This window comes from Caldanaerobacter subterraneus (genome assembly GCF_004345675.1).
GTDB classification, from domain to species: domain Bacteria; phylum Bacillota; class Thermoanaerobacteria; order Thermoanaerobacterales; family Thermoanaerobacteraceae; genus Thermoanaerobacter; species Thermoanaerobacter subterraneus.
In genome coordinates, this window is sequence record NZ_SLWU01000013.1 from 1 (window position 1) to 13,874 (window position 13,874).

Annotated in this window: 11 protein-coding genes, 1 tRNA gene and 1 riboswitch; of the genes, 3 read left to right on the forward strand and 9 right to left on the reverse strand. The window is 35.8% G+C overall.

Annotation, left to right across the window (positions count from 1 at the left end; genetic code table 11):
* Window positions 1-1,026: 1,026 nt before the first annotated feature.
* A tRNA-Leu gene (locus EV203_RS07135) sits at window positions 1,027-1,115 on the reverse strand.
* Window positions 1,116-1,403: 288 nt separating this feature from the next.
* Window positions 1,404-3,854: an ASKHA domain-containing protein gene (locus EV203_RS07140; RefSeq protein WP_132039795.1), complete on the reverse strand. Its 2,451-nt coding sequence runs from the start codon at window positions 3,852-3,854 to the stop codon at window positions 1,404-1,406.
* 313 nt (window positions 3,855-4,167) lie between these two features.
* Here EV203_RS07140 and EV203_RS07145 point away from each other — a divergent pair, with 313 nt between their 5' ends.
* Window positions 4,168-5,655 (forward strand): aminotransferase class I/II-fold pyridoxal phosphate-dependent enzyme, encoded by a 1,488-nt coding sequence (locus tag EV203_RS07145; RefSeq protein WP_011025395.1) that lies wholly within the window; start codon window positions 4,168-4,170, stop codon window positions 5,653-5,655.
* A gap of 33 nt (window positions 5,656-5,688) precedes the next feature.
* Here EV203_RS07145 and EV203_RS07150 read toward each other — a convergent pair whose 3' ends face one another.
* The 4 genes from EV203_RS07150 to nagB all read right to left on the reverse strand — a co-directional run bounded on the left by EV203_RS07150 (window position 5,689) and on the right by nagB (window position 9,208).
* Entirely contained in the window at window positions 5,689-6,264 is a 576-nt protein-coding gene (locus EV203_RS07150; protein WP_043884262.1) for a TlpA family protein disulfide reductase, read from the reverse strand.
* Between the two features lie 12 nt (window positions 6,265-6,276).
* Window positions 6,277-6,933: a cytochrome c biogenesis CcdA family protein gene (locus tag EV203_RS07155; RefSeq protein WP_009611141.1), complete on the reverse strand. Its 657-nt coding sequence runs from the start codon at window positions 6,931-6,933 to the stop codon at window positions 6,277-6,279.
* 83 nt (window positions 6,934-7,016) lie between these two features.
* On the reverse strand, window positions 7,017-8,354 hold the full coding sequence (locus tag EV203_RS07160) for a phenylacetate--CoA ligase family protein (RefSeq protein ID WP_132039797.1): 1,338 nt from the start codon (window positions 8,352-8,354) through the stop codon (window positions 7,017-7,019).
* A gap of 92 nt (window positions 8,355-8,446) precedes the next feature.
* On the reverse strand, window positions 8,447-9,208 hold the full coding sequence (gene nagB, locus EV203_RS07165) for a glucosamine-6-phosphate deaminase (RefSeq protein ID WP_132039799.1): 762 nt from the start codon (window positions 9,206-9,208) through the stop codon (window positions 8,447-8,449).
* A 112-nt stretch (window positions 9,209-9,320) separates the two neighbouring features.
* Between nagB and EV203_RS07170 the strand changes: the two genes are divergently transcribed.
* Window positions 9,321-10,673, forward strand: coding sequence for a PIG-L deacetylase family protein (locus tag EV203_RS07170; protein WP_132039801.1), 1,353 nt, complete (start codon window positions 9,321-9,323; stop codon window positions 10,671-10,673).
* Here EV203_RS07170 and EV203_RS07175 read toward each other — a convergent pair whose 3' ends face one another.
* Together EV203_RS07175 and EV203_RS07180 are read right to left on the reverse strand one after the other, a co-directional pair.
* On the reverse strand, window positions 10,674-11,228 hold the full coding sequence (locus tag EV203_RS07175; protein WP_011025391.1) for a gamma carbonic anhydrase family protein: 555 nt from the start codon (window positions 11,226-11,228) through the stop codon (window positions 10,674-10,676).
* A 220-nt stretch (window positions 11,229-11,448) separates the two neighbouring features.
* On the reverse strand, window positions 11,449-12,171 hold the full coding sequence (locus tag EV203_RS07180; protein ID WP_132039803.1) for a creatininase family protein: 723 nt from the start codon (window positions 12,169-12,171) through the stop codon (window positions 11,449-11,451).
* Between the two features lie 131 nt (window positions 12,172-12,302).
* Between EV203_RS07180 and EV203_RS07185 the strand changes: the two genes are divergently transcribed.
* Window positions 12,303-12,866 (forward strand): TMEM165/GDT1 family protein, encoded by a 564-nt coding sequence (locus EV203_RS07185; protein ID WP_132039805.1) that lies wholly within the window; start codon window positions 12,303-12,305, stop codon window positions 12,864-12,866.
* Between the two features lie 46 nt (window positions 12,867-12,912).
* On the opposite strand, the gene EV203_RS07190 is transcribed toward EV203_RS07185, so the two are convergent.
* Window positions 12,913-13,719: a cell wall hydrolase gene (locus tag EV203_RS07190; protein ID WP_011025388.1), complete on the reverse strand. Its 807-nt coding sequence runs from the start codon at window positions 13,717-13,719 to the stop codon at window positions 12,913-12,915.
* A riboswitch (cyclic di-AMP (ydaO/yuaA leader) is annotated at window positions 13,719-13,846 on the reverse strand. It overlaps the preceding gene by 1 nt.
* Between the last annotated feature and the right edge of the window lie 28 nt (window positions 13,847-13,874).

Below are 13,874 nucleotides of genomic sequence, written 5' to 3' on the forward strand. Positions count from 1 at the left end.
AAATGGTAATATAAGCCATGAGATGCTCTTGTTGTGATGAGAAAATTAAAGAAAAACTAAGATATTAAGAGAAAATAAAAGATAATAGAGGGAGGTGACATTATATTGAAAATCCCCATTATTTTAAATAATCAACGCTAGTTCTTCTTCGCTTTGGTTTTTGATTCTCTCCCGGTGAGGTCTTTTTTCCACATTCATACTTAATTTTCCTGCTCAGTTACTTATTGAAATTTTACGCTATCCGTTCATTTCTAATTTCCAGCTTCACCTTCCGCCTCTAAATTTCTACAAAAATAAAAACGCCTTTTTCAGTGCGTTTACTTTTTCCTTATAAATTTCTAAAATTTTATTGCATAATTTTCTGCAAATGTAGCCTTTCCCTATATCATCTCATTTAAGAGCGGTTTTACTTTTTTAAAATTCCTTTTTCTTTCGCCTTTATCAAAACTCCCAATGTGCTTACTACAGTTAATTCCAAATTTTTAATAGTCCCTTTACACACAGAAAAAATTGCTAATAGAAAAGTATTCCGTTTCCTTTTAAGGCACAAGAATAGCCTAAGCTCACAACTCATTCAATTCCAACTATTCATTTTCTGCAAACACTGTATTTCTCATCATAATAGCCATTGTAACTCCAAACTTAAAATGCCCATTATAAACTACTGCTTGATAAACATAGGACAGACTTTATTATTTTTTGGAGACTAGATTTCATTTCAGGTATACCTTTTTTCTAAGATATTTTCTTAATTAAATTTCCCAAAAAAGCTATTTTTTTCGCTCAATCAGTGAACACTCTTACTTTCTGCCTTTAATTCATGTATCATGGTGACAAACACATCCTACTATTTTCCTATTATATACGGTTAGCGGTATGTAATTATTTAACAGGTATTGCAACAAGCAATAAAAAAAGGTATCCTCTTCAGGGATACCCTTTAAAGCATAATCTAATTGCATTACTGGGTCTATATTTAAAGGTCTTCCAGAAAGTTCAAAACTCTGGAAACCTTGATTTTTAAGCTGGTGCCGAAGGCGGGAGTCGAACCCGCACGGGGTGTGAGCCCCACTGGATTTTGAGTCCAGCGCGTCTGCCAGTTCCACCACTTCGGCAACTGTTACATTTGATATAATACCACAGACTAATAAAAATTTCAATACCTTTTTCTCTCCTACTTTGATACTTTGCCGAAAAATGTTATAATTCCATTGATACTATACTAAAAGGAGTTAAAAAACTTGCAATATCTGAAGCTTCCATTGAAAGTTGCCTTTTTGTTTGTCGGATGGATTGGTTCTGTCATGCTTTTTGCTTTTACTTAAAAATAGAAAGTTCTGTCTAATTCTTATGACAACGGGTCTTGGATTTATCATGGACAGCACACGATTTAATTTCCTTACTTAGAAATACATCCCGTCCATAAACTTCTTTTGAAAATCAGGATGCGTAGAAAGTTCTATATATCTGATCTTGTCCTTTAGACCAACAGCTCTTTTTAACTCTTTTTCTGAAAGTAGGCACATGACAGCCCCCATTCCCGCACTGTTTCCTATTTGTAAAACTTTTCCTTCCAACTCTTTTGGTATAAGGCCTATCTCAACAGCGCTTTTAGGTGAAATGTAGTTCCCAAAACCTCCCGCCAAAAATACTTTCTTAACATCTTTTACGTCTATTCCCATTTCTTTGAGCATGATGTCAATTCCTGCCCTTATAGCCCCTTTTGCCATCTGTATCTGCCTAATATCTCTTTGCGTTATATATATATCTCCTCCTATCAAAAAAGCATCTTCTCCTTTAAAAACCCCGACTCTCTCTTTAAAAAGCTCCACATCCTTTACAATTCGCCCTGTCTTGTCTATAATTCCATACCTTAATAATTCAGAGATGGCATCTACAATGCCAGACCCGCATATGCCTTTTGGCTCTTTCCCCCCCACAGTAGTGTAAGGGGGAACTTTAGCAAAATCTACATGATCTATTGCTCCTTCAAGAGCAGGCATGCCAAAAGTAATACCTCCTCCTTCAAAAGCAGGACCTGCCGCCGCAGAAGAAGCTATCATTTTATGTTTATTGCCTAAGACCATCTCTCCATTAGTCCCTATATCTATGAGCAAGCTCATATCCTCTTCTAAATCCATTCTGCTGCCCAACACCGCTGCTATAGTATCTGCACCTACATAGGCTGAAATCAATGGCAATGTGATCACATACCCTTCTTCGTTTATCTTTATCCCCAAATCTTTAGCCTTTATCTCCATCATAGAAGTAAAAGTAGGTACATAAGGTGAAACAGCTATATTCTTCACATCCACCTTCAGCAAAAAGTGTATCATCGTGGGATTCCCAACTGCTACAATCTCGTAAATATTATCTCTTTCTATTTTATTCCTCCAAGAAAATTCTGAAATTGCCTTATTTATTTCTTCAATCAGCAGAAAATGCAAAGTATTAAGCCCATCTCTCTCTTTAAGGGCATATTCCATCCTTGAAATTACATCTGCTCCAAAATTTCTCTGAGGATTTAAAGAAGAATATACATCTATCTGTTTCCCTGAATCCAGGTCATACAAATAGGCTACAATAGTAGTAGTTCCTATATCCAAGGCTATCCCGTATTTTTTATTTGCCAGATCTACCCTTTCTATGGCAATAAGCTCACTTTTCCTCAAAACCAAAGTAACCTTCGAATTTTCCTTTTCCAAAAAAGAAGGTATATTTCTTACCACACTCAAAGGAATCTCTAAAAATTCTCCTACAGCTTCTTTCACCCTTTCAACAAAATCTCTTTGGTCTTCCAACGTAGGTAAAGCAATAACTACAGGTCTTTTATCTATTCGACTATCAAGAGGCACTTCAATATCTTTCTTATTTTCAGTCAAGATCCTGGCTTTGCCTTCTTTATACAAAACCTGTACCTTCAAGTCCTCGCGAACTTCTACAAAACAAGCAAGCCTTACATTCTTTTCTATTTCTTCTCTTGACAAAAAATAGGCTTCTTGCTCAGAAACTTCATAAGATTTATCTACTCTAACTCTACATTTGCCACAAATCCTGTTTCCTCCACAAGAGTTAGGTAAGTATATGCCATCTCTTGAAAGCAAGTAAAAAAGGTTCTCTCCTTCTCTCGCTACCAACTCTTTTTCTTTCCCCTCAAAGTATACTATGACTTTGTATCTCTTTTCCCCCAACTGTTTTGACATAATTTTTTTCCTGTATATACAATCCACTAAAGGGCAATTGTCACAACTTGCTGCTATCTCACAGGTCTTAACATTTTCCCCTATCCCACATACAAAGGAGACGCTTTTCTCTGGCAATATCATAAAATTTTCATTTATCTTCAGCCCAATTTCCTCTGCCCTTGCTAACCTAAAAATAGCCAACTGATTTTTTATATCCCAGTTATTTCCTGGGAAAAATACTGGAGTTATTTTCTTCCCGTAACTTTCCGATTTCTTCTTTAAGTCCTTCCAAAAGTCCAAGGTAACTTCTTCCAAAAACACATTTGAGATGGTATCTAAAATAAATCCCTTTGTATACTCTCCTTTTTGAAAAAATTCTTTTATTTTGCTTTCAATCCCCTCCCCCAAGCTTATGACTGCAGCAACTATATAATCACTGCCTTTCAAATTTTCAACCACATATTCTCCATGTAGAAATTCCCCATTACCTACACTTATCCTGTCTTTTGATATATTGAATTCATCATACACTTCATATTTTACTTTATAATCAACAAACTCCTCAAACTCTTCTATCAATTGTTCAACCTCGCCCTGTATTTCCTCTACATCAAATCCCATGCTTTTCAATTTTTCCGTACTTTCTTCGATCAAATGCTTGTTGAGCATACATTCACCCCTTTTTTTGAGCGACTTTCTTATATTATACAAGCAAATTAATAAAAATCAAATTAAAAATTATGCCTGTAAACCTCTTCCTTCAATAAAATGTATTTGACATTTTAAGCTTATTAACATAGTATATAGTATAGTGCCATAAGCCTTTTAGATGTCACAAAAATTTTACAAACAATTTACTCCTCAACGCAAAATTTATTATTGAAATTTGAATGGATATGTCTTATAATGAATTGAAGTTATTAATAAGTTTCAATCCGGGGGTTTTTTAAAGATTAAAAACTATGAAAGAGGTGTAAAAGGGTTGAAAAAGCTAGATCAAACTCAAACCCCTTTATTTGACGCTCTAATGGAATATGTGAATAATAATACAATTCCCTTCCACGTACCGGGACACAAAAAAGGGGAGGGAATGGCCAAAAAATTTCTAGACTTTGTTGGAAAAAATGTGCTCTCAATGGATGTAACTGTGTTTCAGCAAGTAGACAGCTTGCACAAACCAACAGGTCCTATCAAATACGCTCAAGAGTTGGCAGCAGAAGCTTTTGGAGCAGACGCAACATTTTTCTCAATACACGGAACCTCTGGAGCCATCCAAGCTATGATTTTAAGCGTAATGGGAGAAGATGAAAAAATCATTGTACCAAGAAACATTCACAAGTCTGTGACCTCCGGAATCATATTAAGTGGCGCTATACCAATTTACATGCAGCCAGAAATTGACAAAAATATCGGGGTTGCCTTGAACGTCACCCCTGAGACGGTCGAAAAAACTTTAAGACAGCATCCTGATGCAAAAGCGGTTTTAATCATCAACCCAACTTATTACGGAGTTTCTACAGACATAGTAAAAATTGCTGAAATTGTACACGATTATGGAGCAATTTTAATGGTAGATGAAGCTCATGGCCCTCACCTTAAATTTAACGAAAAATTGCCCATTTCGGCTATGGAAGCAGGAGCCGATATATGCGCTCAAAGCACTCATAAAATTATTGGTTCTATGACACAAAGTTCAATGCTTCATGTAAAAGGAGACAGGATAGATATAAACAGGGTAAAGCAGGTGATGAGCTTATTACAGACCACAAGCCCTTCATATATACTCCTGGCGTCACTGGACGTAGCAAGAATGCAAATGGCTACAGAAGGAAAGGAACTTCTGGACAGGACTATCGAATTAGCTGAATACGCAAGGAGAGAGATAAATAAAATTAAAGGGCTTTACTGCTTTGGCGAAGAAATAGTAGGTCGCGATGGCGCTTACGATTTTGACCCTACAAAAGTGACCATAACTGCCAAAGGATTAGGTATAACTGGGCATCAACTGGAAAGAATCTTAGCAGAAAAATACTACATTCAAGTAGAGCTTTCGGACATGTACAATGTCCTCTGCGTATTCTCAATTGGAGACACAAAAGAAAAAGTAGATTACTTGCTTCGCGCTTTAAGAGAGATAAGCGACGAATTGTACGACGAAAACATAGAAGTAGCAAAGCCAATAGATATTCCAGAAATTCCTGAATTAGTAGTTTCACCTAGATATGCCTTTAACGCTCCTACAGTGGCTCTTCCTCTGAGAGAAAGTGTAGGGCAGATAAGCGCAGAATTTTTAATGGCATATCCACCTGGAATACCAGTGCTCTGCCCTGGCGAAAGAATAACAATGGAAATTATAGAATACGTCGAAAAAATGAAAGAGGCAAATTTAAGCATTCAAGGCACAGAAGACCCAGAGGCAAATTATATAAAGGTGGTAAATTACAGACAGGCTCTAAATGTAATCGCATAAAAAAGAGTATCTCCCCACGAGAGATACTCTTTTTTATTCTGAAAGCGCTTTGTAGTACTCCTCTATTTCATCGTAGGTCATAGCCCCGTTGCTGATGGCCCTTATTACCCCATTTTTGTCTATAAAATAAGAAACCGGTATAAACTGTATTTTATAATCGTAGGCTGTGCTCAAATCTGAATCCAAAAGCACAGTAAACTGGTATCCCTTTCCTTCTAAATACTGTCTAACTTTCGCTTCGCTCTCCCCTAAATCTATAGCCAACAAAACAGTGTCATCTTTATGCGCCCTTATAAACTTATCCAAAGCAGGCATCTCAATCTTACAGTAAGGGCAAGTAGTAGCCCAAAAGTTGAGTATTACCTTCTTTCCTCTCAAACTTGATAAGGTAACAGTATTGCCATTAAGGTCCTTTAAAGCGAAATCAGGAGCTATATCCCCTATTTCATTTCCTACTTTGCGCTCCTCATTGGAAGAATTTGATTTAGTTTGATTTTCCACTTTTGAAGGGGTAGGTTCTGCGGTTTTAGTGTAGCTATTTAAAACAAAAATCAAAGCTCCTATAAGCGCAATTGCAACAATTGTAAAAATTAAACTTTTATTCTTCACTTTTACCACCTCTTAATAAAGATACCCTGTTATTTTTATAAGCATATTAAAATACAGTAAAATGCCAAATATTATCAAAATAACACCACTTGCGACTTCTATGTAGGGAAGTATCTTATTAATTTTCTTGTACATGGTTTTAAACTTGTCAATCAAAAGGGCTGTAACAATAAAAGGAATCCCTAACCCCATAGAATAGGCAAAAAGAAGTATTACCCCTACGCTTAAAGTACTTACAGAACTAGCATATAACAAAATAGAAGCCAAAATAGGACCTACGCAGGGCGTCCAGCCTGCTGCAAATGTAACCCCGAGTATAAAAGAACCTATATAGCCTGTCTGTATATTTTCCATATTTATTAGCTTCACTTCTTTATTCAAGAAAAGAGGCCTAAAAAGTCCTGTCATCTGAAGCCCAAAAATTACTATTATTATCCCGCTAATCTTCCTAAAAGCATCTTTATAAGATAAAAAAAGTTTCCCCAATTGGCTTGCAGTTGCTCCCATCAACACAAAAATTAAACTAAACCCCAGTACAAAGAGAATCAAATTCACTATATTGTTCTTTCTATTGCCGAAAATATAGGAAACATAAGCGGGAATGAGCGGAAGAACGCACGGCGACAAAAAAGAAACAATCCCTGCCGCAAAAGCAGTGTAAATTGGCACAGGTACACCTCCCTCCCCTATGGGGTATAACTAGTAAATATTATATTACATTCTTCTGAAAATAACAATAAAAAAGCTAAAAATTACCTTCTATCTTTTGTGTAATCTATGACCATTTTCGCCTTCCCTGTCTTTTTATCGATTTGCAATTCTTTTACAAAGCGTATCTCATACCTCACATTTCTTAACCTTTTTTTCATCAAAAACTCATCGATTTGCCTTCTTATCTGCTTTTCTATGTCACTGCTGTAATCGTCAAATTTTACACAATTTAACACAAAACTTTCCTCTGAAGTTTTGACAAATTGATATTCCTTTAGCCCCTGAACGTCAAGGTCATCAATAAAAAGCGGATGGAGAAAATCACTTCCCCCTTTTTCATTTTTAAACCACATCATCTCTTCTTCTCTTCCAACAACTCTTTTGATATAAGTGTAAGGCAAAACGCCTTTGTGGAATTTGTCAAAGCCTTCTACCACATCTTTCAATCTATACCTTATGAGAGGAAAAGCCTTATTGTAAAGAGGAGTTATGATGAGTCTGCCCAATTCATCTACTTCCACATAATTCATGTCATCCATCAAATACATGCCTTCATACCAGCTAGATCCCATTCCTAAAAATATGGACTCAGTACAGCCATAATAGTCTATTATATCGGCGTCAAAGACAGAAGCCAAATATTCTTTGACTTCTTTGTTTAAAGGCTCTCCTCCTGTTATTACCTTTTTAGGTTTTATATCAATTTCTCCCTTTTCTTTCATATCCGCCAGTATTTTTACACAAGAAGGATAGCCAGCTACATACACAGGTTTAAAAGATTCAATTTTTCCCTTCCAAGTATCAATAGGTTCTTTTATGTCTACTACAATGCTTTTAGCTTTATACTTTTTAATTCCACTCATTGCAAGAGTTGTAGCAGCATAACCACTTCCTACAGCGGCGATGTACAGCACTTTTATGGGAAAATCTTTAAGCTCAATTGAATTTTTACCTCCTACGCTTATGCGAACCATATTCGCCTCTATTGTATCAAGTCCTTCCTCGTCATAAAGAAAATTACACGGTTTTCCTGTACTTCCCGAAGTATGAACAAGGATATATTTGCCTACTTTAACCATAAGTTCATCACTTTTAATAGCATTTTCTATATCTTTCATAGATATATTGCCAGTTATTATCTCAAAAAAATTGTCCCTCACCAAATCCTTGTCTATCATAGGCAATTCTTCAATTGGTATGACATCTAAGTCTTTTTCTTTTATCCCATGCTCTGTATAAAATTCCTTATAAAATCTACTTGAATTGTAAGCATATTTTACAATTTCTCTCATTTTCCTTTCACTGTATTTAAGAACTCTTTCCCTACTCCACTTGTTATGGCTTAAAAGTTCAAATCCTTTTAAAAACATCTTTATCATCTTTCTCACCACTATTAAGCCAATTTATGTAATCCTCTAACCTATTATACCCCAAAGTAAAAAGCTATACAAAATAAAAAAAGGCTTGCGCCCTAATCTGTCAATTCCACATTGGCTAGCTCCTCATCCGTGAGAAGAGAAGCTGCCCCTTTATCTATTATTATAGTGACATCAGGATGTAGGGCTAAAACAGTAGAAGGTACTTTTGTTGTCAATCTCCCCTTTAAAGTTTCCTTTATCGCCTTAGCTTTATTACTTCCTGATGCTAAAAGCATAATTTTTCTTGCCTTCATAATACTGCTCAATCCCATAGTGATTGCTCTTCTTGGTACTTCCTCTATGCTTTTGAAAAACCTCTTATTAGCATTTATAGTCTCTTCCGTCAACGTCACTATATGGGTTTTCGTTTCAATGCTTTCATCTGGCTCATTAAAACCTATATGGCCGTTTACCCCAATACCTAGTATCTGCAGGTCAATCCTGCCTATTCTCCTTATCTCCCTTTCATATCTTTTGCATTCCTCTTCTAAATCTTCGGCGACTCCATTTGGAATATGTATATTTTCTTTTTTAATATTTATGTGATTGAATAAATTTTCATACATGTAATAATGATAGCTTTGCGGATGGTCAGGAGAAAGTCCTATGTACTCATCTAAATTAAAAGTAATTACATTTGAAAAATCAATTTCACCATTTTTATGCATTTCTATTAAATACTTATACATGCCCAAAGGAGTAGAACCTGTGGCAAGCCCTAAAACAGTGTCGGGTTTTTTCAGAATTTGCTCTTTTACAATTTCTGCAGCTCTTCTGCTCATTTCATCATAGTCTCTTACTATCATCACTTTCATCATCTTGACCCCCACTAATTTTCTGTTATTTCATTTCTCGGCTCTATTATACCATAAAAGGGCTGGAAAGTGTAAATAATAAAGTCTAGAAGGCAGAAAGGAAGGGAGAAAAATGTCAAAAAAAGTAAGACATGTTGCTGTATTTTTATTAATTATTCTGGCAATATTCGGTTCAATAGAGATTAGCAGTTACAATTACGAAAGAAAAAGTGCTGTAAAAAAATTATACCCTGTTCCCTCTATGTATCAAAGGGTATTAATCATTGCACCACATCCGGATGACGAAACTTTAGCAGCTGGAGGCTTAATTCAAGATACCCTAAAGTACGGCGGAGAAGTGAAGGTGGTAGTGATGACCAATGGAGATTCCTTTAAAAGGGCAGTGATAGAAAATTACAATACTATAAAACCTACTCCTCATGATTTTTTGCGCTTAGGATATGAAAGACAGAGAGAAACTATTTCCGTTCTGAAATATCTGGGAGTCAAAGAAGAAAACATCATATTTTTGGGATATCCCGATAAAGGTCTGGCACTCTTATGGTGGAAAAATTTTGAAAGAACTTTAGAAAGCGCAGGAACTAAAAAAACTCACAGCCCTTATATAAACTCTTATTCAAAAGGCACAGAACATAAAGGAGAAAATGTTTTAAAAGATTTGAAATCAATCATAAAAGAGTATAACCCTACATTAGTTGTTTATCCTCATCCGAATGAACTTCATCCAGACCATTGGGCAACAAACAGCTTTGTAAAATACACACTGTACACGCTGAAAAAAGACCAAATACCTCAGTTTTTGTACATTGTTCATCGCACTGACTGGCCTTTGCCTTTAGGGAAGCACCCCCATTTAAATCTAAACCCTCCTAAACCTCTTTTAAAAACAGGTACAGAATGGCACTTATATCCTCTTTCTGAAGAGGAGGTAGAGAAAAAAGGTAAAGCTATAACCATGTACAAAACCCAAATGAAAGTAATGAAAGATTTTCTACTCGCTTTTGATAGAAAAACAGAGCTTTACGGCTTTTATAGAAATGGCACATTGAGAAAGTACAACAAAAATTTGAACTTCGAAGAATATAAAATCATACTGGATCCTGAAAGAGATAACTTAAGAGATTATGAAAATGGCAGTGTAGATATCACGGCCGTATACGGGTATGTAAAAACTAATATCTTAACCACAGCGATAAAATGCAGAAATAATGCGAAAAAAGAATATGAGTACAATTTAAACGCTATACTGTTCAAAGACCACAGTGAAATTGGCAGAATAAATGTTAGATTTAAAAATGGAAAAATTTCTTCCTCAGAGGGAAAAGGCTATATAAAAAATGGAATAGTTTATATATCTATTCCTGTAGATAAAGATTTTGACGCAATTTACCTTTCTACCTTTACTACTTCAGGAAAAAGCCTCATTGATAAAACAGCATGGAGACTTCTGGAAAAAGAAAAATGATTAATATCCTGATAATTTGTACCAGTTTATCAGGACTTTATTTGAAAGAGTTATTTTTCCAGCAATATTAATCTTGCCTTCAGGGACAGGTTTTATCAAACTAGCTATGTTATCTTCCCTTAAAAACACACCTGATTCCACCATAGTATTCTCTGGCATTTTTACATTTTCCAGCACAGCGCTTATCCCTACATAGCAATTATCGCCTATATAGGAATTAAATATTATGCTCTTTACATTTATACTACAGTAATTTCCTATGTGGCACTCTCCTTTAATTATGACGCCGTTGGAGATTACTGTTCCTTCTCCTATTGTTATTTCAGAAGCCCCTGTGGTATTGATATTTGCTCCGTCGTAAATCGCTGCTTTATCCTTTATGACTATCTTGCCTACTCTGTAATTTTCATCAACTTCATCTGCTCTTATGACGACATTGGGCCCAATGTATACATTCTCCCCCACCACAATATTACCTATTAAAATCGCTGTATCATCTACATAAGCGCTGTGAGCTATCTGAGGATAGTTCCCAAATATATCCTCTCTAATCATAATTTCACCCCATATAAGTTAATCATTATACCAGGTTATAATAGTTGTTTATATTATACCACGAAAAAGTTAAATCTACAATAAAAAATGCAATTTAGAAGAGAAAAAATTTCAAAATAAAAGCCATAAAAGCTAAATAGCTTTTACGGCTTAGACTGCAAACAACTTTTTAAATAGAAAAAATGTAATTCGTTACAAGACAACTAAACTGGCAATTTATCTAATCTGCAATGTATTTTCCATTTCGCACATTTAAAATTATTTCAACAATCTTTTCTGTCAGAAGTTTAAAGATTTTCTCCCCCTTTTCTTTTGTAGCAAGTGTAGCATCACCTGACATAGCATTTTCATAAAGTATTTTTCCCCTGTCCTTAAAATAAACCCTGTAAAGAGGTTTCTTGAAATTCTTTGTCGCTTTGTCCATTTGCACAAGCCTCTCATCGTAATATAAAATAGCCGACGTCTCGTCTTCTCCCGCATGTCCCTGCCCTTCTGTGATGGTAAGAATCTCTTTTGAAAAGTCTAACCACCAGTTTATTGTCAACACCGTCATACCCAGCTGCGCCAGTTTTTCACTGGCAAGGTTCAAAGCATTGATATTTCCTCCATGCCCATTTAAAAATATAAGCTTTTTAAGCTCGTTTTCATACAAGCTTTTTCCAACAGCATATACGTATTCTGCTAATACTTCTAAAGGCACGTGAATTGTTCCGGGATAGACTGAAAGGTCATAGCTTTGACCATAGGGTATCTCAGGAGCAATCCACACATAATCACCAATTTTTTCTTCAATCATCTGGCAAAAAAGCCTGGGGGAAAAAATGTCTGTACCCAGAGGAAGGTGGTGACCGTGAGCTTCCACAGAACCGATAGGCACTATTACTGTATCTGATTTTTGCAGATGTTTTTGAAAGTCATCAGAAGTGTAATTTATTAAATACATAAAAACACCTCCAAAATTTTTCTAATCTAAAAATAACATTTTTTAGGTGTTAAAACAACTGACTTACAAGTTGACACGAAAAGATAATTTTTTTACAATAACTACTGTATAATACTTTGGGAGGAACTAAAATGGAAACGTTGTTTACCTCGTTTTTTCTAGTATTCGCTTCTGAAATGGGAGACAAATCACAACTCATGTCAATAGCATTTGCCTCTTTATTCAAAGCCAGAACCGTTTTAGTAAGTGTATTAATTGCAGCACTAATAAATAACGGTATTGCAGTATTATTTGGTTCATATATGGGAGAACACATACCAAACTTTTATATGAAATTTTTGGCTGCTCTTTTGTTTTTATTTTTTGGAGTCTTTTCTCTGAGCCATAAAGAGTCAGAAAACGGAAAAATAATAACCTCTCATTATCCTCCTCTTTTAACTATAATAATCACTTACGTCCTTTCAGAATTTGGAGACAAAACACAGCTGACCACTATTGCTTTAACTGCTTCCTATCGTCAGCCTTTTTATATACTTCTGGGAACAACTCTAGGCATGTTCATGGCAGATGTGATAGGAATAATTATAGGTTCTTATTTCAATAAAAAAATTTCTCACAACTATTTAAAATACATATCTTCTGCAGTTTTTATAGCATTTGCCTTTTCCCTGTTATATAAGCTCTTTTACAAATAAAAGTAAAAAAGAGGCGGTTACTCCGCCTCTTACCCCTCTCATCGCTTTATTTCCCGTAACAAAAAACCATATTGCCTATTCTTGCCGCTATGGGTAAGGACCACAACCAGGCATTAGTGGAGCTCTGGTCAAAATAATATAAAGCTCCATTAGTGGGGTCAATGCCATTTAGAGCATCTCTTGCAGCAGCTATAGCATCTGTAGATGCAGGCCTATTTATCCAGCCATTGAGTACAGGAGTAAATTGGTAATTCCCCCACGCATCCACTTGATATATGACATCTTTTATAGTATTGGGAAAAATACCGCTTTTCACTCTATTTATCACTACAGCTGCTACTGCTACTTTAGCCTGATACGGCTCTCCATCCGCTTCTGCTGTAACGAGTCGCGCAAGAAGGTCAAATTCCTCTGGAGTGTAAGGTATTACACTCCTTTGAACATAACCTCTGCTGACATCATTATATGTTCGAGAGGAAGAATTAACAGGCTTTGGTATGATAAACACCTGACCTGGATATATGATATCGCTTTTATAATCGTTTGCAGCTTTTAACGCATCTACGGTAATTCCATATTTTTTAGCTATTAAGTACAAGCTATCGCCTTTTTGAACCACATATGTGTTATCATTACCAGGCACTTGCAACACTTGGCCAGGATATATTGTAGTAGTCTGTAACCCGTTTAGAGCCATCAATTTAGTGTAAGTAATGCCGTATTTTTGACTTATCCCCCATAAAGTATCTCCTGGTTTCACAGTATAAGTAGCGGCAAAGGCAGCTTGAAATAAAAATAGTCCTCCGATAATTAATGCGATGAGAGGCTTTACTTTGAGGTGAACTTTGGACATGATTTACCCCCTTTGCCTCCGAGGTTAGTTGACGGGTTCGGGTGAGGGCCACCCTACCACAATACGTGGATTCACCCCAAATTTACATCCCCCGTACCCCTTATCGGGGATTCGGCATGTTTTAACTAAATTATACACGGAATACAAAAACTCTG